Origin of the sequence: Geminicoccus sp., assembly GCF_035556675.1 — a bacterium.
Taxonomy (GTDB): Bacteria; Pseudomonadota; Alphaproteobacteria; order Geminicoccales; family Geminicoccaceae; genus Geminicoccus.
On the sequence record NZ_DATMFZ010000166.1, the window covers coordinates 55,763 to 78,725 of the forward strand.

Consider the following 22,963-nt stretch of genomic DNA (forward strand, 5'->3'; position numbering starts at 1 on the left):
GGGCGGGCCGGGCCGCCTAGCCTAGGGTGGCGCAACGGCGGTACGGCAGGAAGGATGGCCATGATCAGGATCTGGGGGCGGAAGAACTCGCTCAACGTCCAAAAGGTGATGTGGGCGGTAGCGGAACTGGGCCTGGCCCACGAGCGGCTGGACGTGGGCGGCCCGTTCGGCGGCCTGGACGCGGCCTACCGGACGAAGAACCCGAACGGCCTGATCCCGGTGATCGAGGACCGCGGCACGGTGATCTGGGAAAGCAACGCGATCGTCCGCTATCTCGCGGCACGCTGGGGGCAGGGGCTGCTCTGGGACCCCGATCCCGCGCGCCGGGCGCTGGCCGACCAGTGGATGGACTGGCAGCAGACCATCGTCCAGCCGGGCCTGAGCCCCCTGTTCCTGGGCCTGATCCGCACGCCCGAAGCGCAGCGCGACCAAGCACTCCTCCAGGCCGCCGCTGCCCGGCTGCACGAGGCAATGGCCCTGCTGGACGCCCACCTGCAGGATCGGGCCTTCGTCGCCGGGGACGAACTGTCGATGGGCGACATCCCGCTGGGCGCTGCCGTCAACCGCTATCTGCACCTGCCGATCGAGCGGCCGGCCCTGCCGGCGCTGCAGGCCTGGCACGAACGGCTAACGGCACGGGCCTGCTTCCGCACCCATGTGATGATCCCGCTCAGCTGACCGGAGGCACCGCTTGCCGCTGTCGCGCAAGCGGCCGTCGTCCCGGCAATGGCATTGCCGCGCTTGCCGACCATATAAAGATAGCGTTATATGAATCGGGTGATTGCCGCGTGCTGCCAGAGATCCCCACGCCTTGTGTCGGCGTCTGCCGGCTCGATCCGGATACTGGCCTGTGCGAGGGCTGCCTGCGCACCGGGAGCGAGATCGCGGCCTGGGGCAGCGCGAGCAACGCGCAGCGCCTCGAGATCGTGCAGCTCCTGCGCGAGCGGCGCCGGGCGCGCGGCATCACCTCCTGGGCCGACCAGCGCCCGCGCCGCCGCGGCCGGGTGGCGATCGGCCGGTCCGGGGGCTAGCGGTCTTCTTCCCATCCCGGCCGGCCCGGTGCCGGCCTCTCCGTTGGTCAGGTTCCCGATGTCCCATCCCCTTGCCGATCTCCTCGCCGAGAAGTCCTTCCTGCTCGCCGATGGCGCGATGGGCACCAACCTGTTCGCCCAGGGGCTGATGTCCGGCGACAGCCCGGAATTCTGGAACCTCGATCATCCCGAGCGGGTCAGGAAGGTCCACCAGGACTTCGTGGACGCCGGCTCCGACCTCGTGCTCACCAACAGCTTCGGCGGCAACCGCCACCGGCTGAAGCTGCACAACGCGCAGGACCGGGTGGCCGAGCTGAACCGGGCGGCCGCCCGGATCGCCCGCGAGGTCGCCGACGCGGCACCGCGCAAGGTCCTGGTCTGCGGCTCGATCGGCCCCACCGGCGAGATCTTCCAGCCGGTCGGCGTGCTGTCCCATGAGGAAGGGGTGGAGGCGTTCGCCGAGCAGGCGGTGGCCCTGGCCGAGGGCGGCGCGGATGTGCTCTGGATCGAGACGATCTCGGCGCGCGAGGAACTGGCCGCGGCGGTCGAGGGCGCGGCCAGGGCCGGGCTGCCGATCGTCAGCACGATGAGCTTCGACACCAACGGCCGGACCATGATGGGACTGACGCCCGAAGCGGCGCTGGGTGCCGCCCATGTCCTGCCGGTCCGGCCGATCGGCTTCGGCGCCAATTGCGGAATCGGCCCGGCCCAGCTCCTGCACACGGTCCTGGCGTTCCGCAACGTGCGCGACGGGGACGACATCATCGTCGCCAAGGGCAATTGCGGCGTGCCGGAATATGTCGAGGGGGCGATCCGCTATTCCGGCTCGCCCGAGATCATGGCGACCTATGCGAAGCTGGCCCGCGATGCCGGCGCGCACATCATCGGCGGCTGCTGTGGCACCACGGCCGAGCACATCCGGGCGATGCGCGACGCGCTGGACAGCCATGTCCCGGCCAAGGTCCCCACGCTCGCCGAGGTCGAGGCGCTGCTGGGCCCGATCTCCTTTGCGGGTGCGGCACCGGCGCATGGTGCCGAGGAGCCGGCCCGTCGGCGCACACGGCGGCGCTGACGCATCATCTGGTGCCGGATCGCCGGAAACCAGGGCGCACAGCGCAGGATCAGGTTCATTTTTGGCACCCGCCCGGGTTATGGTCCGGGTTGCGGGCCGGCGGGCATCGGCCCTGCTTGCAGTGAGAGGTCGTTGCGGATGTGCGGTATCGTCGGCGTCATCGGTAAGGCGGACGCAGCACCCTTGCTGCTGGAAGGGCTGCGCCGGCTGGAATATCGCGGCTACGACAGCGCTGGCATCGCCACGCTGGTGGACGGGCGAATCGTCCGGCGCCGGGCGGAGGGCAAGCTCGACAACCTCGCCCGCGAGCTGGACGCGCGCCACCTGGACGGCACCACCGGCATCGGCCACACCCGCTGGGCCACCCATGGCGCGCCCACCGAGACCAACGCCCATCCGCACAAGGCCGACGGCGTCGCCGTGGTCCATAACGGCATCATCGAGAACTTCCGCGAGCTGCGCGAGGAGCTGGCCGGCCGTGGCCGCCGCTTCGAGACCCAGACCGATACCGAGGTCGTGCCGCACCTGATCGCCGAGCAGATGGCGCAGGGGTTGAGCCCGAGCGAGGCCGCCTCCCGGGTGCTGGCGCGGCTGCACGGGGCGTTCGCGCTGGCGATCCTGTTCGAGGGCCACCCGGACCTGCTGATCGCGGCCAGGCGCGGCAGCCCGCTGGCGATCGGCTATGGCCAGGGCGAGATGTTCATCGGCTCGGATGCGCTGGCTCTGGCGCCGCTCACCGACCAGATCCAGTATCTGGAGGAGGGCGACTGGGCGGTGCTGACCCGCACCGGTGCGATCGTGCACGACGAATCGGGCCAGGTGGTCGAGCGGCCGATCCGGCAGACCGCCTTCTCCGGTGCCATGATCGGCAAGGGCAACCATCGCCACTTCATGGAGAAGGAGATCCACGAGCAGCCGGCCGTGATCGGCGACACGCTGCGCTCCTTCGCCGACCCCAAGACCCATAAGGTGGCGCTACCCGACCTGCCCTTCGACCTGGCCACGCTCGGCCGGCTCTCGATCGTGGCCTGCGGCACCGCCTCCTATGCCGGCCTGGTCGCCCGGCACTGGTTTGAGAAGTTCGCCGGCATCGCGGTCGACTGGGACATCGCGTCCGAGTTCCGCTACCGCGAGCCGCCGCTCAGCCCCGACCAGGCGGCGATGTTCATCTCCCAGTCCGGCGAGACCGCCGACACGCTGGCGGCACTGCGCTATGTCAAGAGCCAGGGCCGGCCGACCCTGGCGGTGGTCAACGTGCCGGAGAGCTCGATCGCGCGCGAGGCCGATGGCGCGCTGCGCACGCTGGCAGGACCCGAGATCGGGGTCGCCTCGACCAAGGCGTTCACCACCCAGCTCGCCACCCTGGCCTGCCTGGCGGTCGGTGCCGCGCGCGCCCGCGGCCGGCTCTCGGCCGAGCGCGAGGCGGCGCTGGTCACGGCCCTGGACGAGATCCCGGCCAAGCTGGTCCCGGTCCTGGAGCACAGCGAGCTGATCCAGCAGATCGCCGGCGAGATCATGGCCGCGCGCGACGTGCTCTATATCGGCCGGGGTGCGATGTACCCGATCGCGCTGGAAGGGGCGCTGAAGCTGAAGGAGATCAGCTACATCCATGCCGAGGGCTATGCCGCGGGCGAGCTCAAGCACGGGCCGATCGCGCTGATCGACGAGAACGTGCCGGTGATCGTGGTGGCCCCGCCGGACGAGCTGTTCGAGAAGACCGCGAGCAACCTCCAGGAGGTCAAGGCGCGCGGCGGCAAGATCATCCTGATCTCGGACGAGGACGGCTGCGCCCGGCTCGGCGAATATGCCTGGCACAGCATCGCCATGCCGGCCTGCGACCCGTTCGTGGCGCCGATCCTCTACTCGATCCCGGTGCAGCTGCTGGCCTACCACACCGCCGTGGCCAAGGGCACCGACGTCGACCAGCCGCGCAACCTCGCAAAGTCAGTCACCGTCGAGTGAACCGCTTCCAACCGCGGCCCTGACGCACTACCCCTAGCTGGCACGTAACCGGTGCCGGCAGGGGAGGTGCGCATTGATCCATGCCGATCGGGCCCTCCTGCCGCAGGGCTGGGCGGAGAACGTCCTGGTCGAGGTCGGGACGGACGGGTCGATCGCGGCCGTGTCGCCCGGTCGACCCATGCCGGCCGGTGCCGAGCGGGCAGGCCTGCTGCTGCCGGGCATCCCCAACGTGCACAGCCATGCCTTCCAGCGCGCGATGGCGGGGCTCGCCGAGCGCCTGCCGGAGGGGGAGGCCAGCTTCTGGACTTGGCGGGCGGTCATGTACGCCTTTGCCGGCCGGATGACGCCCGACATCGTCCGGGCGGTCGCCACCCAGCTCTATGTCGAGATGCTGGAAGCGGGCTACACCGCGGTGGGCGAGTTCCACTATCTCCACCACCAGCCGGACGGGCAGCCGCATGCCGACCCGGCCGAACTGGCACTGGCTCATCTGGATGCCGCGCGCCGTGCCGGCATCGGCATCACCATGCTGCCCTCGCTCTATGTGACGGGCGGCTTCGGTCAGCCTGCCGAGGCCGGACAGCGTCGCTTCCTCCACGACCTGGACGGGTACCTGCGCCTGGTGGAGCGGCTGCGCGCGGAAACCGCCGGCCGGGCGGACGAGGGGCTGGGGATCGCCCCCCATTCGCTGCGCGCGGTGCCGCCGGACGTGCTGGCCGATGCGGTGGGGGCCTGGCGGGCACTGGTGCCGGACGGGCCGGTCCACCTGCATCTGGCCGAGCAGGTCCGCGAGGTGCGCGAATGCCTGGAGGCGACCGGGCGGCGACCGGGCGAGCGCCTGCTGGAACTGGTCCGGCCCGATCCCGGCTGGACGCTGATCCATGCCACCCATCTGGCGGACGGCGAGCTGGCGGCGCTGGCGGCGATGGGGGCCGTGGCCGGCCTGTGCCCCAGCACCGAGGGCAATCTCGGCGACGGGCTGTTCCGCCTGGCGGACTGGCTGGCCGCCGGGGGCAGCTTGGCGATCGGCACGGACAGCCAGGTGGTGATCGATCCGTTCGAGGAACTGCGCTGGCTGGAGCACGGCCAGCGCACCCAGGTCCTGCGCCGGACGGTGGCGGCCTCGCCGGAGCAGCCGCATACCGGCGCGCGCCTGCTCACCGCGGTCCTGGCGGGCGGGCGTCAGGCGCTGGGCCGGCCGATCGGGCGGATCGAGCCCGGTGCCCGGGCCGATCTCGTGGTGCTCGATGCCGACCATCCGCGGCTGGTCGAGCGGGCCGGCGACGGGCTCCTGGACAGCCTCGTGCTGGCGCCGGGCAGGAACATGGTGCGCCATGTGATGGTCGGCGGGCGCTGGCAGGTGCGGGACGGGCGGCACCGCGAGCATGACAGCGCGGCCAGCGCCTACCGCCGAGCTGTGCGCGGGCTGGCGCCGTGATCGGGTTGGCCGAACGCTGTCCGTTCTGCAGCGCGCCGGCGCCGGTGGTGTGGGTGCATGGTCGGGGGCAGTGTTCGTTCTGCGGCACGGATCGTGAGCCATCCTGCGAGGGTGCCCCGGAACTGCCGCTGGGCAGCGGCCTGCCCACCCTCATCACCGAGCGCCTGGTGCTGCGCCCGGGTGCGGCCGAGCCCTCGGCGCGCGGCTACGGGATGTGGCGGATCTTCCGGGCCGGCCGGGGCGAACTGCCGGTGGGCGAGGTCGCCCTGCTGCCGCGCGGCCAGGACCGGCAGGAGGTCGAGCTCAGCTTCCGCATCGACCTGATGGCGCGTGGGCAGGGCTTTGCCCGGGAGGCCGCCCAGGCGGTGATCGACCATGGCGAGCGGCGCCTGGGCCTTGACGAGCTGGTGGCCTTCACCGATCCCGACCATCGGGCACCCGCCCGGATCCTGGCCCGGCTGGGTTTCGTGGCGGATGGCCGGCACGCGCTCGCCGAGGGCGAGCAGTTGGTGGTCTGGCGCAGGAGGAGTGGCCGTTGATGCGGACGATCGGCGTGATCGGGGGCCTGTCCTGGGAAAGCAGCGCCGTCTACTACCGGCTCCTGAACGAGGCGGTGCGGACGAGGCGCGGTGGCCTCGCCTCGGCCAGGCTGCTGCTCTGGTCGTTCGACTTCGCCGAGATCGAGGCGATGCAGGCGGACGGCGACTGGGAAGGGGCCACCCGGGCCATGTGCGAGGCTGGGGAGAAGCTCGCAGCCGGTGGTGCCGAACTGCTGCTGATCGCCAGCAACACCATGCACAAGATGGCGGACGCGGTCGCAGCGGCGAGCGGGCTGCCGCTGGTGCACATCGCCGATGCGACCGGCCAGGCGATCCGTCAGGCCGGCTGCCGGCGGCCGGCTCTGCTCGCCACTGCCTACACGATGGAGCAGGATTTCTACCGGGGACGCCTGGAGGAGCGGTTCGGGCTGGACGTGCGGGTGCCGGATGCGGCGGACCGGCAGCGTGTGCACCGGATCATCTATGACGAACTGTGTCAGGGCATCGTCCGTCCAGAATCCAAGGCGGCCTATCTGGAGATCATCGGCCGGTTGCGGGCGGCCGGTGCCGACAGCGTGATCCTGGGCTGCACCGAGATCTGCCTGCTGATCGGCCAGGCCGACCTGGACTGCCCGGTGTTCGACACGACGGGGCTCCATGCGGAGGCTGCGGTGGCGCTGGCGCTGGACGGCGGCTGAGCGGGAACGAAAAAGGCCGCCGGCCTTGCGGCTGGCGGCCTTTCCATAGGGCGAACCCGGCGGCTCAGGCGTTCAGGCGCTTGCCGGTGCGCTTGTCGAACAGATGCAGGTGCTCGACGTCCGGGGTCAGCATGATGTCCTGGCCGGGCTCGAAGCGATGGCGCTCGCGGAAGATCGCCTGCACCTCCTGGCCGGCCATGTGCATGACGACCATGGTCTCCGCACCGGTCGGCTCCACCACCACGACCTTGGCTGGGATGCCCTGGCCGTCCTGGCTGATGTAGAGATGCTCCGGGCGCACGCCGTAGACGACCTCGAGCCCGTCCTGGCCGCCCAGGCGGTCCGGCACCGGCAGATGCGTGCCGTCCTTGGTCACCACGTCGCCGGCGGAGCCGTTCTTGCGCAGCGTGCCGTCGATGAAGTTCATGGATGGCGAGCCGATGAAGCCCGCGACGAACAGGTTGTTCGGCCGGTCGTAGAGCTCCAGCGGCGCGCCGATCTGCTCGACGTTGCCGCCCTGCATGACCACGATCCGGTCGGCCATGGTCATGGCCTCGATCTGGTCGTGGGTCACGTAGATCGCGGTGGTCTTGAGCCGCTGGTGCAGTTCCTTGATCTCGGTGCGCATCTGCACGCGCAGCTTGGCGTCCAGGTTCGAGAGCGGCTCGTCGAACAGGAAGACCTGCGGGTCGCGGACGATGGCGCGGCCCATGGCGACGCGCTGGCGCTGGCCGCCGGAGAGCTGGCGCGGGTAGCGGTCGAGGAGCTGGCCCAGGCCCAGGATGCCGGCGGCCTTGCTGACCCGCTCGTCGATGACGTTCTTGGGTGCCTTCGCCAGCTTCAGGGAGAACGCCATGTTCTCCTTCACGGTCATGTGCGGGTAGAGCGCGTAGTTCTGGAACACCATGGCGATGTCCCGGTCCTTCGGCGCCACGTCGTTGACCACGCGCCCGCCGATCGAGATCTCGCCCTTGCTGATCTCCTCCAGCCCCGCGATCATCCGCAGCAGCGTGGACTTGCCGCAGCCCGATGGGCCGACCAGGACCACGAACTCGCCATCGGCGATGTTGACGTCGACGCCGTGCAGGACCTGCACCGAGCCGTAATACTTGTCGACCTTGTTGACCGTTACCGAAGCCATCGATCGCTTCCTCTTGCCGGCACGCCAGGGCGACGCCGAACGCATGGATGCCGGCGCGAAGGGTTGTTCTGGCTCCCGGAGCCTCCCCGGAAGGGCATCGCCCGATGCCACCTTTGCCGGGGCAGGGCGGCGGTGGCAAGCGGCAAGGTCTTCCAGAATGGCCAAGGGCCGGAGGCCAGAACGGCCAAGGGCCGGAGGGATGAACCCTCCGGCCCTTGACTATATCAACAAGCGATCGGGCGATCAGCCGCCGGCATAGCCGCTGCTGCGCGCACCACGATAGCCACCGCCGCCGCTGCGCTGGCCCTGACGGGGTTCGGCCCGGTAGGGCGGGCGACCATCGGCCGAGCGCCGGCCAGGGGTCGGGGCGCCATTGCTCCGGAACGAGCCGGGCCCGCTCCGGCGCGGAGCGGCGTCCTGCTCGCTCTGGACGATGTCGCCGTAGCGCACGGAGGACGGCTCGATCTTCGGCATGTCCATGAGCGGCACGCGTGAGCGGGTCAGCCGCTCGATGTCGCGCAGGTTGCCCCGCTCGTCCGGAGCGCACAGCGCGATCGCGACGCCGGTGGCACCGGCGCGGGCGGTGCGGCCAATCCGGTGGACATAGGTCTCCGGCACGTCCGGCAGGTCGTACTGGATCACATGGCTCACACCGTCGACGTCGATGCCGCGCGCGGCGATGTCGGTCGCGACCAGCACCGGCAGGTCGCCCCGGCGGAACGCGTTGAGCGCCCGCTCGCGCTGGCCCTGCGACTTGTTGCCATGGATGGCCGCCGCGGCGATCCCGGACTGCTCGAGGTAGCGCACGATCTTGTCGGCACCATGCTTGGTGCGGGAGAAGACCAGGCTGCGCTGCACGCTCTCGTCACCGAGCAGGGTGCGCAGCACCGACGGCTTGTCGGGGCCATGCACCGGGATCACCCGGTGGTCGACCCGCTCGGCCGTGGTCGCGACCGGGGTGACCTCGACCTTGACCGGGTCGTTCAGGTACTCGCGCGCCAGCGTGGCGATGCTCTGCGGCATGGTCGCCGAGAAGAACAGGGTCTGCCGCTCCTTGGGCAGCATCTTCACGATGCGGCGCAGGGCGTGGATGAAGCCCAGGTCGAGCATCTGGTCGGCCTCGTCCAGCACCAGGATCTCGACATTCTCGATGGTCAGCGCGCGGCGGTCGATCAGGTCGAGCAGGCGGCCGGGCGTGGCGACCAGGATGTCCAGGCCAGGGGCCAGCATCCGCTCCTGGCGGCCGAGCGGCGAGCCGCCGAACACCACGCCCGAGGACAGGCGCAGCTTGCGGCCATAGGCGCGGAAGCTCTGCTCGATCTGGGCAGCCAGCTCACGGGTCGGGCTCAGCACCAGGCAGCGGACGTTGCGCGGCCGGCGGGCCCGGGGCGAACCGGCCAGCTGGTGGAGGATGGGCAGGGCAAAGGCAGCGGTCTTGCCGGTGCCGGTCTGGGCGATGCCCAGCAAGTCACGGCCGTCCAGCACCTGCGGGATGGCACGGGTCTGGATCGGGGTGGGGGAAGTGTAGCCCTCGGCGGCGAGAGCCTCGAGGATGGGAGCAGCAAGGCCAAGGGAAACGAAATCGGACAACAGTTGTGCTTTCTGGCTGGACGACATGGTCCAGCCTCTCGGGAGGCGCGCCACCGGCGTGCCCATCCGGACGGGTTGAGGGTCGGCAACGACCCGCGTGAATCGGTCGCTCTAGGGAGGGGGTGCGTTAGACAAGGGAGTATCCTGCAAGCTGCAGGATCTTACACGCGGCCCTGGTCGAGCGGACCGGCTGACGGCGCGCTCTGCACGTGATTGCTATATGATGTTGCAGTGCCTCCATGCAAGCCTGCGGACGGCAGTCCTGGGCATGGGTGGCATGCAGTCATGGATGGTGGCATGGATGGTGACGCTGCCCGGCCACCGAGGGCGCAGGCTCAGGCGCTGCCCGTTTCATTCACCCAGACCCGGAAACGGGCGCCGTCCTTCGGCCGGTCCGTTTCCAGTGTTCCGTCGAGCTGCTGGACCAGCGAGCGGACCAGCCGCAGGCCAAGCCCGCGCGATCTTGCCGGATCGAAGCCTTCCGGCAGGCCAGGGCCGTTGTCGGAGATGGCGAGCCGGAGCCCGCCGTCCTCCTGCCGGCAGTCGAGGCGGATTCTGGTGCGCTGGCCGGGGCGGCAGGCGTGCTTCAGTGCGTTGGTCAGCAGCTCGACCGCGATCAGGCCGAGCCGGGCCGCCTGGTCGGTCGGCAGGACGACGCGGTCGGCCTCGAGCGTGAAGGTCACCTGCTCGGGCTGGCTGAGTGAGGCGATCACGTCGTCGCACAGCCCGGCCAGGTAGTCGTCGAACGCCACGCTCGCGATGTCGGCGCTTCGGTAGAGCTGCTCGTGGATGCGGGCGATGCTCATCAGCCTGGCCGAGGCCGCGGCGAGCATCGCCTTGGCTTCGGCCGAGCAGGCACTGCGTTCCTGCATGCCGAGCAGGCCGGCCACCAGGGCCAGGCTGTTCTTCACCCGGTGGTCGATCTCGCGCAGCAGCAGATCCTTCTGCTCGATCAACGCCTCCCGCTCGACCCGTGCGTGCTCCTTGTCGATCGCGACGCCCAGCGTGTTGGCCAGCGCCTGCAGGAAGTTGATGTCGTGCGGGCTGAACGTGCCGGGATCGCGGCTGTCGGCCTCGAGCACGCCGAAGGCCGCGCCTTCGCCGCGGATGATCACGTTGATCGCGCGCCGCACGCCATGTTCGGCCATGAGCTCCGGCGTGCGGAACCGCTGCTCTTCCGCCAGATGATTGGAGATCACCGGCATGCAGGTCTTGAAGGCGTAGCCGGCCGGCGAGGCGAGATCGCCGCCGATCCTGGCGTTGCCCACCACGCCCGGGCGCCAGCCGATCCCCTCGCGCAGGAGGAAGGCATTCTCGTCGGGGAGCCATTGCAAGACCTTGGCAAAGCACGTGCCGAGGCCATCGGCCGCGATCCGGACCGCTTCCGCCAGAATCGCGCCAAGGTCCTGGTTCTTCAGAGCGTAGCGGCCGAACTCGGCGATGAGCGCCTGCTGTGCCAGGCGCTGCTCGAACTCCGACACCTGCATCGGCCGGTGCTCCGCAGAAGGATCCGGTTGGAAGGACCTAGACGGATGCGCGCAGGTCGGCGGTGATCGTCCCGGTCGCTGCGACCTGGGCCTCGTGGCCAGGTTCCCGCCAGGGCTCGGCCAGGGCCTCTTCGGCCCATGCGCGCATCGCCGGGAGTTCCAGCAGGTGCGCCGGATAGCTCGCGGCCGCACCGGTGAACCGGAGCCCATAGGTCTGGGCGCGGAACGCGACCGGCGCGAAGAAGGCGTCCACGGCGGTGAAGGCGGCACCCGCCAGGAACGGGCCACCGAAGCGGTGGATGCCCTCGTTCCACAGCTCGTCGAGCCGGGCGAGATCACGTTCCAGTTCTGGCGGACGCTGGGCCAGCTCGACGCGATGGCCGACGCTCATCGGGCAACGGCTGCGCAGCTCGGCAAAGCCGGCATGCATCTCCGCGGCAGCAGAGCGTGCCCAGGCACGTGCCTTTGCCTCGCCCGGCCAGATGCCCTCATGGCGCTCGGCCAAGTACTCGACGATGGCCAGCGATTCCCACACCGTCAGGTCGCCATCGCGCAAGGCGGGAACCTGGCCGGTGGGCGAGAAGGCGCGGAAGGCCGGCCAGTTGGAGCCGGGGCCGAACTCGACCTGGCGCTCCTCGAACTCGATGCCGAGCCCGCGCATCAGCACCCAGGGGCGCAGCGACCAGGACGAGAAGTTCTTGTTGGCGATCCACAACTCGTACATGCCGGCCTCCACTCAGCCCGCTAGATCCGATCGCGTTCAGTCGCGCAGCCCGTTCCAGAAGTCCTTGACCCGCTGGAAGAAGCCCTCGCTCTCGGGATGATGGCCACCGTCCTGCCCGTCCTCGGACACGCCGGCCCGGTCGAACTCCTGCAGGAGCTCGATCTGGCGCTTGGTCAGGTTGACCGGGGTCTCGACGAACAGCTCGACATGCATGTCGCCGCGGCCATGGCCCTGCAGCTCGGTCATGCCCTTGCCGCGCAGCCGGATCTGCCGGCCGGACTGGGTGCCGGCCGGGATGGTGACCGCCAGGCGCTTGCCCTCGATGGAGGGCACCTCGATCTGGCCGCCAAGGGCGGCCGTGTACATCGGGATCGGCACCCGGCAGTGGATGTTCATGCCGTCGCGCTGGAAGAAGCGGTGCGGCGCCACATGGAGGAAGATGTAGAGGTCGCCCGCCGGCGCACCCCGCATGCCGGCCTCGCCATTGCCCGACAGGCGGATCTTCATGCCGTCGTCGACGCCGGCCGGGATGGTGACCGCCAGGGTCTTCTCCTGGCGCACCGCACCCTTGCCGCCGCAGGTCTTGCAGGGGTTGGGGATGATCCGGCCACTGCCCTGGCAGGTCATGCAGGTCTGCTCGACCGAGAAGAAGCCCTGCGCCCGGCGGATCCGGCCATTGCCCCGGCAGGTGGGGCAGGTGGCGGGCTGGGTGCCGGGCTCGGCGCCGGAGCCCTTGCAGGCCTCGCAGGCGACCGAGGTCGGCACCCGGATCTGCGCCTTCTTGCCGGTGAAGGCCTCCTCCAGCTCGATCGTCAGGTCATAGCGCAGGTCGGCACCCCGGCCGCTCGAGCGCCGCCCGCCCATCATTTCGCCGAACAGGTCGTCGAACACGTCGGAGAAGGAGGAATAGTCGAAGCCTGGCCCACCGCGGCCGCCGCCGCCCATGCCCTGCTGGAAGGCGGCGTGGCCCATCTGGTCGTAGGCCGCGCGCTTCTGCTCGTCCTTCAGGACCTCGTAGGCCTCGTTGATTTCCTTGAACTTGGCCTCGGCCTTGACGTCGCCGTTGTTGCTGTCGGGATGGTACTGCTTGGCCAGCTTGCGAAAGGCGCTCTTGATCTGGTCTGGCGACGCGCCCTTCTGGAGCCCCAGGACTTCATAATAATCGCGCTTGGCCATCTGCTCGCTCGTCGATCCCGGCAATGCTCATCACGGCGACGGCGCCGGGCTACCTGCCCGACGCCGCCACGTCAGTTTCTGCTAAACCCGAAGGGTCACGCGGACCGCTTCTTGCTGTCGTCGACTTCCTCGAACTCGGCGTCGACGACACCTTCCTCGGCGGGACGGGCATCGGCACCGCCGCTAGGACCACTACCGGCATCGCTGCCACCCTGGCCCTGGCTGGCCTTGTACATGGCCTCGCCCAGCTTCATGGCCGCCTGCTGCAAGGTCTCGGTTTTGGCCTTGAGCAGGTCGGGGTCCTCGCTTTCCAGCGAGCCCTTCAGGTCGGCCAGCGCCGTCTCGATCGCCTGGCGGTCGCCGGCCTCCAGATGCTCGCCATAGTCCTTCAGCGACTTCTCGGTCTGGTAGACCACGCTGTCGGCCTGGTTCTTCGCCTCGATCACCGCCTTGCGCTTCTTGTCCTCCTCGGCGTTCTCCGCCGCTTCCCGGACCATCCGCTCGATCTCGTCCTGGCTGAGGCCGCCGGACGCCTGGATGCGGATCTGCTGCTCCTTGTTGGTGGCCTTGTCCTTCGCCGAGACGTTCACGATGCCGTTCGCGTCGATGTCGAAGGTCACCTCGATCTGCGGCATGCCGCGCGGGGCCGGCGGGATGCCCACCAGGTCGAACTGGCCCAGCAGCTTGTTCTGCGCCGCCAGTTCGCGCTCACCCTGGAAGACCCGGATGGTGACCGCGTTCTGGTTGTCCTCGGCGGTGGAGAACACCTGGGACTTCTTGGTCGGGATGGTCGTGTTGCGGTCGATGATCCGGGTGAACACGCCACCCAGCGTCTCGATGCCCAGCGACAGCGGGGTCACGTCGAGGAGCAGCACGTCCTTCACGTCGCCGGACAAGACGCCGCCCTGGATCGCCGCACCCACGGCCACGACCTCGTCGGGGTTGACCGACTTGTTCGGCTCCTTGCCGAAGAACTGGCGGACCTTCTCGATGACCTTGGGCATGCGGGTCTGACCGCCGACCAGGATCACCTCCTCGATCTGGTTCGCCGACAGACCGGCATCCTTGAGCGCCTTCTTGCAGGGCTCGATGGTGCGCTCGATCAGGTCGTCCACCAGCATCTCGAGCTTGGAGCGCGAGATCTTGATGGTCAGGTGCTTGGGGCCCGACGCATCGGCCGTGATGAACGGCAGGTTCACCTCGGTCTGCTGCGCGGTCGACAGCTCGATCTTGGCCTTCTCGGCCGCTTCCTTCAGGCGCTGCAGGGCCAGCTTGTCCTTCCGGAGATCGATGCCGTTCTCCTTCTTGAACTCGTCGGCCAGGTAGTCGATCACCCGGAGGTCGAAGTCCTCACCGCCCAGGAAGGTGTCGCCGTTGGTGGACTTCACCTCGAACACGCCGTCGCCGATCTCCAGGACCGACACGTCGAACGTGCCGCCGCCCAGGTCATAGACCGCGATCGTCTGGTTCTTGCCCTTGTCCAGGCCGTAGGCCAGCGCCGCGGCGGTCGGCTCGTTGATGATGCGCAGGACTTCCAGGCCCGCGATCTTGCCCGCGTCCTTGGTGGCCTGGCGCTGGCTGTCGTTGAAATAGGCAGGGACCGTGATCACCGCCTTGTCGACGGTGGTGCCGAGATGGCGCTCGGCGGTCTGCTTCATCTTCTTCAGAATCTCGGCGGAAACCTGCGCCGGCGCCATCTTCCTGCCACGGGTTTCGACCCAGGCGTCGCCATTGTCGGCGCGTGCAATCTTATAGGGCACCATCCCGACGTCCTTCTGGACAATCGGGTCATCGAAGCGGCGGCCGATCAGGCGCTTGACGGCAAAAACCGTGTTGGTGGGATTAGTGACGGCCTGACGCTTGGCCGACATTCCTACCAGGATCTCGTCGTCCTCGGTATAGGCCACCATGGACGGCGTCGTGCGCATGCCTTCTTCGTTCTCGATCACCCGCGCGTTCTTGCCTTCCATGATGGCAACGCAGCTGTTGGTGGTCCCGAGATCGATACCGATGATTTTGCTCATACCTTCCTCTCGCGCATCAGGCGAAGAGACTTCGCATAGGATGTTTCGAACGCGCCCGGCACGAGGTGAGCGGGCATTGGGCAGCAGGACGCTCGACTGGCCAGCATATAAGTAAGCGGTATCGGCACCGCAACCGACCTGCCAGCCATCGGATCCGGCCTTTTTCGCCTCTACGTTCCCGTTGAACGGCCCCGTCGGTGCCGGTGTGCCCCAAGGGCCACCATCCTGTGTTCGGTCGCTGGCCCTTGGGCCCGCCCGGCGGTAGGTTGCCGGCCGCAGAAGGGGCGGATGCCCGGCGTCGACGTGGTCGTGGGAGTGGAGATGGTGACGAGGAGCCCGAACGCAATGCTGGTGATCGAGGCGTTGCGCGCCCGGTTTGGCGACCGGCTCTCCACCAACAAGGACATACTGGCGCGACATGGGCTCAGCGAGGGGCATCACCTGGGCGTGCCGCCGGATGCGGTGTTCTTTGCCCAGTCCACGGACGAAGTCGCCGAGGCCGTGACCCTGTGCGCGGAGCACAAGGTGCCGGTGATCGCGTTCGGCACGGGCACGGCGCTGGAGGGCAATCTAGCAGCCCTCAAGGGCGGGATCTGCATCGACCTGTCCGGCATGAACCAGGTGCTGGAGGTCCATGCCGAAGACCTGGACGTGCTGGTCCAGGCCGGCGTCACCCGCAAGCAGCTCAACACCCATCTGCGTGATACCGGCCTGTTCTTCCCGATCGACCCCGGTGCCGACGCCTCGCTGGGCGGCATGGCCGCCACCCGGGCGTCCGGTACCAACGCGGTCCGCTACGGCACGATGAAGGAGAACGTGCTGGGCCTGACCGTGGTGCTGCCGGACGGGCAGGTGATTAGGACCGGCGGGCGGGCCAAGAAGTCCTCGGCCGGCTACGATCTGACCCGGCTCTACGTAGGCTCGGAAGGCACGCTCGGCATCATCACCGAACTGCGCCTCAAGCTCTACGGCATCCCGGAATCGATCACGGCCGCGGTCTGCAGCTTCCCCTCGGTCGAGGCCGCGGCCGAGGCGGTGATCATGACCATCCAGTCCGGCATTCCGGTGGCGCGCATCGAGCTGATGAGTGCGGCGCAGCTGGAGGCGGTGGTCCGCTACAATAAGCTGGAAGGCTTCGAGCTCGCCCCGCATCTCTTCTACGAGTTCCACGGCACCACGGCCGGGGCGCAGGAGCAGGCCGAGCTCGCCCAGGCGATCGCTGCGGAGTGCGGCGGCGGCGACTTCCGCTGGGCGGCCAGCCTGGAGGAGCGCAACCGGCTGTGGGCGGCGCGCCACGACGTGTACCACGCGACCTGCGCGATCCGGCCGGGCGTGAAGGTCTGGTCGACCGATGTGTGCGTGCCGATCAGCCAGCTCGCCGGGCTGATCGAGGCGACCCGGATCGACCTCGAATCGCAGGGGCTCCTGCCGCTGATCGTGGGCCATGCCGGCGACGGCAACTTCCATCTGGGCCTGCTCTATGACGAGGAGGGCTCGGAGGAATATCTGCGCTGCAAGGCGGTGAACGACCGGCTGGTCGATCGGGCGCTGGCCATGGGCGGCACCTGCACCGGCGAGCACGGCGTCGGCATGGGCAAGATCGAGAAGGTCGAGAAGGAGCACGGACCGGCGGTCGAGGTGATGCGCAAGATCAAGCGGGCCCTTGATCCGGACAACATCATGAACCCGGGCAAGGTGCTGCGGATGGAGTAATCTCCACCGCACCTGGTCCATCCGCCTTTCTAGGGCCCGAACAGAAGCAGCCAACGATGAGCGTCAGCAACAAGACGAAGCGGATCACCGCGCGGCAGATCCAGCAATGGTCGGGCGACCAGCCGATCGTGGCGCTGACTGCCTATACGACGCCGATGGCGCGGGCGCTGGATCCCCATTGCGACCTGCTGCTGGTCGGCGATTCGCTGGGCATGGTCGTCTACGGCATGAAGACGACCTTGGGCGTCAGCGTCGAGATGATGATCCGGCATGGCCAGGCGGTGATGCGCGGCAGCGAGCGCGCCTGCGTGGTGGTGGACCTGCCGTTCGGCAGCTACGGGGAAAGCCCCGCCCAGGCGTACCGCACCGCGGCCAGGGTGATGGCCGAGACCGACGCGTCGGCCGTCAAGCTGGAGGGCGGGGTCGAGATGGCGCCGACCGTGGCGTTCCTGGTCGAGCGGGGCATCCCGGTGCTGGGCCATGTCGGCCTGAAGCCGCAGCAGGTCCATGGCCATGGCGGCTTCCGCACGGTGGGGCGGGGCGAGGAGGCGGCCAGGGTCGAGGCGGATGCCGTGGCGATCGCCGAGGCCGGCGCCTTCGCGGTCGTGATCGAGGGCACGCTCGAGCCGGTGGCCCGGGCGATCACGGCGCGGCTGGCCGTGCCGACCATCGGCATCGGCGCCTCGCCGGCCTGTGACGGGCAGATCCTGGTGAGCGAGGACGTGCTGGGCCTGTTCGCCGACTTCACGCCGCGCTTTGTCAGGCGCTATGCCATGCTCGGCCAGGCGATCGACCAGGCGGCGGCCGCCTATGCGGCCGACGTGCGCGCGCGCAGGTTCCCGGCGGCCGAGCATTGCGTCGGCATGCCGGCCTCGGACGGCTGACCCCATGCGGGTCGTCCATGATCTCGCGGAACTGCGGCAGGCGGTGCGTGAGCTGCGCGGCAGCGGCGGCCGGCTCGGCCTGGTGCCGACCATGGGCGCCCTGCACCAGGGCCATCTGGCGCTGGTGGCGGCCGCCCGGACTTCCTGCCAGGGCGTGGTGGCGTCGATCTTCGTCAATCCGCTCCAGTTCGGCCCCGGCGAGGATCTGGCGCTCTATCCGCGCGACCAGGCCGGCGACCTCGCCAAGCTCGAATCCGCCGGGTGCGACCTGGTGTGGATGCCGGACGTCTCGGTCATGTACCCGCCGGGCGGTGCTACCAGAATCGAGGTGGCCGGGCCGGCGGAAGGCTTCGAGGGCAGGGCGCGGCCCGGGCACTTCCGGGGCGTGGCCACGGTGTGCGCGAAATTGTTCCACCAGACCGGGGCGGACCTCGCCGTGTTCGGCGAGAAGGACTGGCAGCAGCTCCAGGTGATCCGGCGCATGGTGCTGGACCTGGACCTGCCGATCACGATCCAGGGTCATCCCACGGTGCGCGAGCCGGACGGGCTGGCCTGCTCGTCGCGCAACCTGCGCCTGACCGCGGAGGAACGGGCGCGGGCTCGCCATCTGCCGGACACGCTCCTGTCGGTGGTGGGGCGGCTCGCTGCGGGGGAGCCTGCCGGCCTGGTGCTGGCCCAGGCGCTGGCGAGCCTGCAGGCGGCCGGCTTCGCGCCGGACTATCTGGCCCTGGTCGAGCCCGCCAGCCTACAGCCCTGGCCCGACGGGCAGGGCGGTGAGGCGCGGCTGCTGGCAGCGGCGAGGCTCGGCAGCGTGCGCCTGCTCGACAACATGGCGGTGCGGATAGCTGGCGGCTGAATTCAGCCGAACAGCTCCCGCGCGGCCACATGGAGCAGGGCGTGGCGGGCGACCAGCCGGTCCAGGTCCTGGTCGTAGCCGCCGCCCATCACGCCCGCGAGCGGGATCGCCCGCTGCCGGCAATGATGGAGCACCAGGCGCTCGCGGGCGAGCAGGCCCTGGTCGGTGAGCGCCAGGCGGCCCAGCCGGTCGTCGACATGCGGGTCGACCCCGGCATTGTAGAACACCAGGTCCGGGCGGTGCCGGTCCAGCACCGTCGGGACCAGTTGCTCCAGCAGGGCCAGGTAGGCTGCGTCGCCCGTGTCCGGGTCGAGCGCCAGGTCGAGGCTGCTCTGCTGCTTGCGGGCCGGATAGTTGGCCCGGCAATGCACCGACAGAGTGAACATGTCCGGATCGCCGGCCAGGACATCGGCGGTGCCGTCGCCCTGGTGCACGTCCAGGTCGATCACCATGACCCTGCGGACGGCGCCCTCGTCGTGCAGCACCCGGGCTGCCACCGCCACATCGTTGAACACGCAAAAACCCGCGCCGCCGGCATGGTGGGCATGGTGGCTGCCGCCCGCGGTGTTGGCGGCAAATCCGTCCTCCAGCGCCAGCCGCGCCGCCAGCAGCGTGCCGCCGGTGGCAGCTCGCGCCCGGCGGGCCAGCGGTGCGTCGACGGTGAAGCCCAGCCGCCGCTCGTCGGCGGCCGCGACGTTGGCGCTCAGCACCGCATCGACCCAGTCAGGCGTGTGCGCGCGCAGGAGCCAGCTGCGCTCGGCCAAGCGTGGCGCCACCAGCCGGTCGGCCAGCCAGGGATCGTCCAGGGCCAGCCGCTGTGACATTCGTACATATTTCGGCATGGGGAACCGGTGCCCGGCCGGGACCGCCACCGAATAGTCCGGATGAGCAACGATCTTGTAGGTCAATGCTTTAAAACGCCGATCTCATCTTATGCAGCAAAAGCGATCGCAGATCTGCCTGCAAATGGCGAGCCAATTGCGCACAACCGCCCGTCTTTTCCGCTCGCATTCCTCGCGATAACGAGTCAGAACTAACGCAATGGTTGAGTAACGCGCTGCCGGCTCAGCCACGCCGCGCCCTCCCGTGCCGGAGAGATATAGATGGGGATCGATCAGCGTTTCTGGATAGGTCGCCGGGTCCTGGTCACCGGTCATACCGGCTTCAAGGGTACCTGGCTCGCCGCCTGGCTCCAGCAGATGGGTGCGGTGGTGACCGGCTTCGGCAAGGCCTCGCCGACCGATCCGTCGCTGTTCGCCGCCTCGGGCCTGGCCCTGCGCATCGAGCATTTGGAGGGTGACGTCGCCGACGTCGCGGCACTGTGCGAGGTGGTGGCGCGGGTCCGCCCGGAGATCGTGTTCCACCTGGCCGGCCAGGCCATCCTGCGGCAGGGCTTCGACGATCCGGTCGGCACGTTCCGCACCAACGTGATGGGCACGGTCGCGATGCTCGACGCGATCCGCCGGGTAAGCAGCGTGCGCGCCGCGGTCCTGGTCACCTCGGACAAATGCTATCTCGACCAGCGTCGGATCTGCGCCGAGGACGACCCCTTGGGCGGCCACGAGGCCTATGGCGCGTCCAAGGCCTGCGCCGAGATCGCGATCCAGTGCTTTCGCGCCGCCTACTTCCCGGGCAGCTTCACCTGCGGAATCGCCTCGGCCCGCGCCGGCAACGTGTTCGGCGCCGGTGACTTCGCGCCGAGCCGCCTGGTGCCCGACCTAGCCCGCGCCTTCCTGAGGGGCGAACTGCCCAGGCTGCGCAGCCCGGAGGCGGTTAGGCCCTGGCAGCACGTGCTGGACGCGGTGGCGGGCTATCTGCGCCTGGCCGAGCTGCTGCACCAGCGGCCGGAGATGTACAGCACGTCGTGGAACTTCGGGCCAGAGGCCGGGAGCGAGTGGACGGTGGGCGCCATCGCCGATGCGCTGGCCAGCGCCTTCGGCATCCAGGGCTGGGAGAACGCGCCGCCGTTGCCGGTCCAGGAGGAGGCGCTCCTGCGCCTGCAGACCAGCCGTGCCCGCCGTCGCCTCGGCTGGCAGCCGCAGCTCGGCATGGCCGAGGCGCTGCGCTGGACGGCTCAGGGCTACAAGCGGCTGCACGGCGCCGGCGACACGAGCTGGCTCGCCGACCAGATCGCCCGCTACCACGCGCGGCTGCAGGACCACGATGCTCGGCCCGCCGAAGGCGAACTCGTCGACCTCATGACCCATGCCGTTGCCAGGACCAGCCAGCATGAAGCGGCCTGACCCCTTCCATCCCGTCCCTGCCGACGTTCCCGTCTTCATCCTGTGCGGCGGTCTCGGCACGCGCCTGGGCCATCTGGCGGCCGACCGGCCCAAGCCCATGGTGGAGATCGGTGACCGGCCGATGCTCCAGCACATCATGGAGGTCTATGGCCGACATGGCTTTCGCCGCTTCGTGCTCTGCACGGGCTGGCGCTCCGACGTGATCGGCGAGTTCTTCGGGCTGTGGCACTACTGGAACGCCGACTTCACCGTGAATCTGCGCGACCGCTCGGTGTCCTGGCATCAGACCAGGGCCTGGCCGGACTGGGACGTCACCGTGGCGCAGACCGGGCCCGGCACCATGACGGGGGCCAGGATTGCCCGGGCTGCAGCGCGCTATCTGGGCGATGCCCCGCATTTCGCGGTGACCTATGGCGACGGGCTGACCGATGCCGACCTGACGGCCGAGTTCGCGTTCCACCTGGCCCATGACCGCCTGGCCACCATGCTGGGCGTGCAGCCGCCCTCCCAGTTCGGGCGGCTCGACCTGTCCGCCGACGGGCCGGCGCGCTTCGTCGAGAAGCCGGAGCGGACCGACCAGTGGATCAATGGCGGCTACTTCTTCTTCCGCCGCGCCATGCTCGACTACCTGTCCGAGCGCGCCGACTGCGTGCTGGAAGGCGAGCCGCTCCAGCGGCTGTCCGCGGATGGCCAGCTCGAGGTGCACAAGCATGGCGGCTTCTGGTCCTGCATGGACACCAGCCGCGACAAGGAAAGGATCGAGGCGCTCTGGGAAACCGGCGCCGCACCCTGGGCCGGCCAGCTCGGAGGGCTGATCGATGCGTGAGATCGACCGGCCGCTGCCCGGCATGCGGGTCTTCGACCTGGAGCCGCGCCAGGACGAGCGTGGCTCGTTCACCCGGCTGTTCTGCAGAGCTACTCTGGCCGAGCTCGGCTTCGAGGGCGGCGCCGCGCAGTCCAACCTGTCCCGCTCGGTCCGAGCCGGCACTCTGCGCGGCCTGCACTACCAGCTGGGCGATGCCGCGGAGACCAAGCTCGTCACGGTGACGGCAGGTGCTGTCTGCGACGTGGTCCTGGACCTGCGTCCCTACAGCCCGAGCTTCGGCCGGCACGTCGTCCTGCACCTGGACGCAGCACTGCCCCAGGCCGTGCTGATCCCGGCCGGCTGCGCCCATGGCTTCCTGACCACCAAGGACGCCACCACGCTGCTCTACTTCACTTCGCATCCCCATGCGCCGGTGCTGGAGCGGGGCGTGCGCTGGGACGATCCGGCCTTCGGGATCGCCTGGCCGGAGGATCCCTTGGTCCTTTCCCACAAGGACCGGGCGCTGCCCGATTTCGACCCGCGTTGGCATCTGGCGGCCTGAGGAGGATCCGATGCGCGTGCTGATGACCGGTGTGAGCTCATTCACCGGCAGCTGGATGGCGAGGCGCCTGGCCGAGGCCGGCGCGGTAGTGACCGCCCCGCGTCGTGGCTGCCGGGCCGAGGACGGGCCCAAGATCCGCGAGCGCGGCGCCATGCTGGCCAAGCGGGTCCGCCAGGTCGACGAGGCGCCGTTCGGCTCCGACCGGTTCCTCGATCTACTGGCCAACGAGGGACCGTTCGACCTGCTCTGTCTGCACGGCGCCACGGTCGGCGACCACCGCGCCGAGGATTTCGACGCGATCCACGCCCTGCGCCAGGACACCCACCGGATCAGCCAGGTGATGGAGCGCTTCGCGGCCCGCGGCGGCCGGGCGGTGATCTTCACCGGCACGGTGTTCGAGGCCGACGAGGGCCGGGGCGAGCCCCCGCATGCCGCGATCGGCGGCTACGGCCTGGCCAAGACCCTCACCTGGCAGGTGGTGCGCCACGCGGTGGAGCGGCGCGGTCTGCGCCTGGGCAAGTTCGTGATCCCGCACCCGTTCGGGCCGATGGAGAAGCCCGGGCTGACCAGCTTGCTGGCCGAGGCCTGGCTGGCCGGCCAGGTGCCGACGGTGGCTACGCCGTCGCTGGTGCGCGACCATATCCATGTCGACCTGCTGGCTCTGGCCTATGCCCGCTTCGCGCGCGAGGTCCATGGCTGGAACGGCCGCGCCATCGTCCACCATGCCGGCCCGTCCGGCCATGTCGAGACGGTGGGTAGCTTCGTCGCCCGCTTCGCCAGGGCACTCGGGCCCTTGCTGGGCGTGCCGACCCGCTGGACCTCGGCCAGCGTTGCCATGAGCGGCCAGCAGCCGCGCATCCGCTGCAACGCCGAGCCCACGCTGACGCTGCATCCGGAGTTCGATCCGAACCGGGCGTTCGAGGAACTGGCGGTCTGGTACCTGCAGCGCTTTGGCGGCAGCGGACACGGACGGCGGGCACTGCGTATCGCCGAGCGCAGCCTCGAGACGGTCTGATCC

Annotated in this window: 21 protein-coding genes; 14 read left to right on the forward strand and 7 right to left on the reverse strand. The window is 69.5% G+C overall.

Annotation, left to right across the window (positions count from 1 at the left end; translation table 11 throughout):
* Positions 1–60: 60 nt before the first annotated feature.
* The 7 genes from VNS22_RS12655 to VNS22_RS12685 all read left to right on the forward strand — a co-directional run bounded on the left by VNS22_RS12655 (position 61) and on the right by VNS22_RS12685 (position 6,740).
* Positions 61–678, forward strand: a complete 618-nt coding sequence (locus VNS22_RS12655; RefSeq protein WP_325732932.1) for a glutathione S-transferase family protein — start codon at positions 61–63, stop codon at positions 676–678.
* 110 nt (positions 679–788) lie between these two features.
* Complete coding sequence (locus VNS22_RS12660; RefSeq protein WP_325732934.1) at positions 789–1,031, forward strand: DUF1289 domain-containing protein; 243 nt, start codon at positions 789–791, stop codon at positions 1,029–1,031.
* A gap of 58 nt (positions 1,032–1,089) precedes the next feature.
* Complete coding sequence (bmt, locus tag VNS22_RS12665) at positions 1,090–2,103, forward strand: betaine--homocysteine S-methyltransferase (protein WP_325732936.1); 1,014 nt, start codon at positions 1,090–1,092, stop codon at positions 2,101–2,103.
* Between the two features lie 138 nt (positions 2,104–2,241).
* Positions 2,242–4,065, forward strand: coding sequence for a glutamine--fructose-6-phosphate transaminase (isomerizing) (gene glmS, locus VNS22_RS12670; protein ID WP_325732938.1), 1,824 nt, complete (start codon positions 2,242–2,244; stop codon positions 4,063–4,065).
* 73 nt (positions 4,066–4,138) lie between these two features.
* On the forward strand, positions 4,139–5,503 hold the full coding sequence (locus VNS22_RS12675; RefSeq protein WP_325732940.1) for a formimidoylglutamate deiminase: 1,365 nt from the start codon (positions 4,139–4,141) through the stop codon (positions 5,501–5,503).
* Between the two features lie 5 nt (positions 5,504–5,508).
* Positions 5,509–6,042, forward strand: a complete 534-nt coding sequence (locus VNS22_RS12680; protein ID WP_325732942.1) for a GNAT family N-acetyltransferase — start codon at positions 5,509–5,511, stop codon at positions 6,040–6,042.
* Complete coding sequence (locus VNS22_RS12685) at positions 6,042–6,740, forward strand: aspartate/glutamate racemase family protein (RefSeq protein ID WP_325732979.1); 699 nt, start codon at positions 6,042–6,044, stop codon at positions 6,738–6,740. The genes VNS22_RS12680 and VNS22_RS12685 overlap by 1 nt, the downstream gene beginning before the upstream one ends.
* A 64-nt stretch (positions 6,741–6,804) precedes the next feature.
* Here the strand turns inward: VNS22_RS12685 and VNS22_RS12690 are convergent, their stop codons facing one another.
* The 6 genes from VNS22_RS12690 to dnaK all read right to left on the reverse strand — a co-directional run bounded on the left by VNS22_RS12690 (position 6,805) and on the right by dnaK (position 14,882).
* A complete protein-coding gene (locus tag VNS22_RS12690; RefSeq protein WP_325732944.1) occupies positions 6,805–7,881 on the reverse strand; it encodes a sn-glycerol-3-phosphate ABC transporter ATP-binding protein UgpC in 1,077 nt (358 codons plus the stop codon).
* Positions 7,882–8,124: 243 nt separating this feature from the next.
* Positions 8,125–9,471 carry a DEAD/DEAH box helicase gene (locus VNS22_RS12695; RefSeq protein WP_325732945.1) on the reverse strand — a complete coding sequence of 449 codons (1,347 nt, stop codon included), beginning with the start codon at positions 9,469–9,471 and terminating at the stop codon, positions 8,125–8,127.
* A 335-nt stretch (positions 9,472–9,806) separates the two neighbouring features.
* A complete protein-coding gene (locus VNS22_RS12700; protein WP_325732946.1) occupies positions 9,807–10,958 on the reverse strand; it encodes a sensor histidine kinase in 1,152 nt (383 codons plus the stop codon).
* 37 nt (positions 10,959–10,995) lie between these two features.
* On the reverse strand, positions 10,996–11,682 hold the full coding sequence (locus VNS22_RS12705) for a glutathione S-transferase (protein WP_325732948.1): 687 nt from the start codon (positions 11,680–11,682) through the stop codon (positions 10,996–10,998).
* Positions 11,683–11,718: 36 nt separating this feature from the next.
* A complete protein-coding gene (gene dnaJ / locus VNS22_RS12710) occupies positions 11,719–12,858 on the reverse strand; it encodes a molecular chaperone DnaJ (protein WP_325732950.1) in 1,140 nt (379 codons plus the stop codon).
* 95 nt (positions 12,859–12,953) lie between these two features.
* Entirely contained in the window at positions 12,954–14,882 is a 1,929-nt protein-coding gene (gene dnaK, locus VNS22_RS12715; protein WP_325732952.1) for a molecular chaperone DnaK, read from the reverse strand.
* A gap of 288 nt (positions 14,883–15,170) precedes the next feature.
* Here dnaK and VNS22_RS12720 point away from each other — a divergent pair, with 288 nt between their 5' ends.
* From VNS22_RS12720 to panC, 3 genes are read left to right on the forward strand one after another with little or no spacing between them, the layout of a single operon-like run.
* Positions 15,171–16,595, forward strand: a complete 1,425-nt coding sequence (locus tag VNS22_RS12720; protein WP_325732954.1) for an FAD-binding oxidoreductase — start codon at positions 15,171–15,173, stop codon at positions 16,593–16,595.
* Between the two features lie 56 nt (positions 16,596–16,651).
* Positions 16,652–17,479, forward strand: a complete 828-nt coding sequence (gene panB, locus VNS22_RS12725) for a 3-methyl-2-oxobutanoate hydroxymethyltransferase (protein WP_325732956.1) — start codon at positions 16,652–16,654, stop codon at positions 17,477–17,479.
* 4 nt (positions 17,480–17,483) lie between these two features.
* Entirely contained in the window at positions 17,484–18,335 is an 852-nt protein-coding gene (gene panC, locus VNS22_RS12730) for a pantoate--beta-alanine ligase (RefSeq protein WP_325732958.1), read from the forward strand.
* 2 nt (positions 18,336–18,337) lie between these two features.
* On the opposite strand, the gene VNS22_RS12735 is transcribed toward panC, so the two are convergent.
* Positions 18,338–19,243, reverse strand: coding sequence for a histone deacetylase (locus VNS22_RS12735; protein WP_325732960.1), 906 nt, complete (start codon positions 19,241–19,243; stop codon positions 18,338–18,340).
* A gap of 195 nt (positions 19,244–19,438) precedes the next feature.
* On the opposite strand from VNS22_RS12735, the gene rfbG reads away from it, so the two are divergent.
* The 4 genes from rfbG to VNS22_RS12755 are packed head-to-tail and all read left to right on the forward strand — an operon-like array spanning position 19,439 to position 22,960.
* The gene (rfbG, locus tag VNS22_RS12740) at positions 19,439–20,578 is read left to right on the forward strand and encodes a CDP-glucose 4,6-dehydratase (protein ID WP_325732961.1); all 1,140 of its coding nucleotides are present in this window, start codon (positions 19,439–19,441) and stop codon (positions 20,576–20,578) included.
* Positions 20,565–21,404, forward strand: coding sequence for a sugar phosphate nucleotidyltransferase (locus VNS22_RS12745; RefSeq protein WP_325732963.1), 840 nt, complete (start codon positions 20,565–20,567; stop codon positions 21,402–21,404). The genes rfbG and VNS22_RS12745 overlap by 14 nt, the downstream gene beginning before the upstream one ends.
* Positions 21,397–21,945 (forward strand): dTDP-4-dehydrorhamnose 3,5-epimerase family protein, encoded by a 549-nt coding sequence (locus VNS22_RS12750; protein ID WP_325732965.1) that lies wholly within the window; start codon positions 21,397–21,399, stop codon positions 21,943–21,945. The genes VNS22_RS12745 and VNS22_RS12750 overlap by 8 nt, the downstream gene beginning before the upstream one ends.
* A 10-nt stretch (positions 21,946–21,955) precedes the next feature.
* The gene (locus tag VNS22_RS12755; protein ID WP_325732967.1) at positions 21,956–22,960 is read left to right on the forward strand and encodes an NAD(P)-dependent oxidoreductase; all 1,005 of its coding nucleotides are present in this window, start codon (positions 21,956–21,958) and stop codon (positions 22,958–22,960) included.
* Positions 22,961–22,963: the final 3 nt, after the last annotated feature.

Coding starts and splice junctions, on each gene's coding strand:
- dnaJ (WP_325732950.1), bottom strand. CDS start 12,858: ATGGCCAAGCGCGATTATTATGAAGTCCTGGGGCTCCAGAAGGGCGCG.
- VNS22_RS12655 (WP_325732932.1), top strand. CDS start 61: ATGATCAGGATCTGGGGGCGGAAGAACTCGCTCAACGTCCAAAAGGTG.
- VNS22_RS12685 (WP_325732979.1), top strand. CDS start 6,042: ATGCGGACGATCGGCGTGATCGGGGGCCTGTCCTGGGAAAGCAGCGCC.
- VNS22_RS12705 (WP_325732948.1), bottom strand. CDS start 11,682: ATGTACGAGTTGTGGATCGCCAACAAGAACTTCTCGTCCTGGTCGCTG.
- VNS22_RS12690 (WP_325732944.1), bottom strand. CDS start 7,881: ATGGCTTCGGTAACGGTCAACAAGGTCGACAAGTATTACGGCTCGGTG.
- glmS (WP_325732938.1), top strand. CDS start 2,242: ATGTGCGGTATCGTCGGCGTCATCGGTAAGGCGGACGCAGCACCCTTG.
- panC (WP_325732958.1), top strand. CDS start 17,484: ATGCGGGTCGTCCATGATCTCGCGGAACTGCGGCAGGCGGTGCGTGAG.
- bmt (WP_325732936.1), top strand. CDS start 1,090: ATGTCCCATCCCCTTGCCGATCTCCTCGCCGAGAAGTCCTTCCTGCTC.
- VNS22_RS12700 (WP_325732946.1), bottom strand. CDS start 10,958: ATGCAGGTGTCGGAGTTCGAGCAGCGCCTGGCACAGCAGGCGCTCATC.
- rfbG (WP_325732961.1), top strand. CDS start 19,439: ATGGGGATCGATCAGCGTTTCTGGATAGGTCGCCGGGTCCTGGTCACC.
- dnaK (WP_325732952.1), bottom strand. CDS start 14,882: ATGAGCAAAATCATCGGTATCGATCTCGGGACCACCAACAGCTGCGTT.
- VNS22_RS12720 (WP_325732954.1), top strand. CDS start 15,171: ATGCCCGGCGTCGACGTGGTCGTGGGAGTGGAGATGGTGACGAGGAGC.
- VNS22_RS12755 (WP_325732967.1), top strand. CDS start 21,956: ATGCGCGTGCTGATGACCGGTGTGAGCTCATTCACCGGCAGCTGGATG.
- VNS22_RS12745 (WP_325732963.1), top strand. CDS start 20,565: ATGAAGCGGCCTGACCCCTTCCATCCCGTCCCTGCCGACGTTCCCGTC.
- panB (WP_325732956.1), top strand. CDS start 16,652: ATGAGCGTCAGCAACAAGACGAAGCGGATCACCGCGCGGCAGATCCAG.
- VNS22_RS12750 (WP_325732965.1), top strand. CDS start 21,397: ATGCGTGAGATCGACCGGCCGCTGCCCGGCATGCGGGTCTTCGACCTG.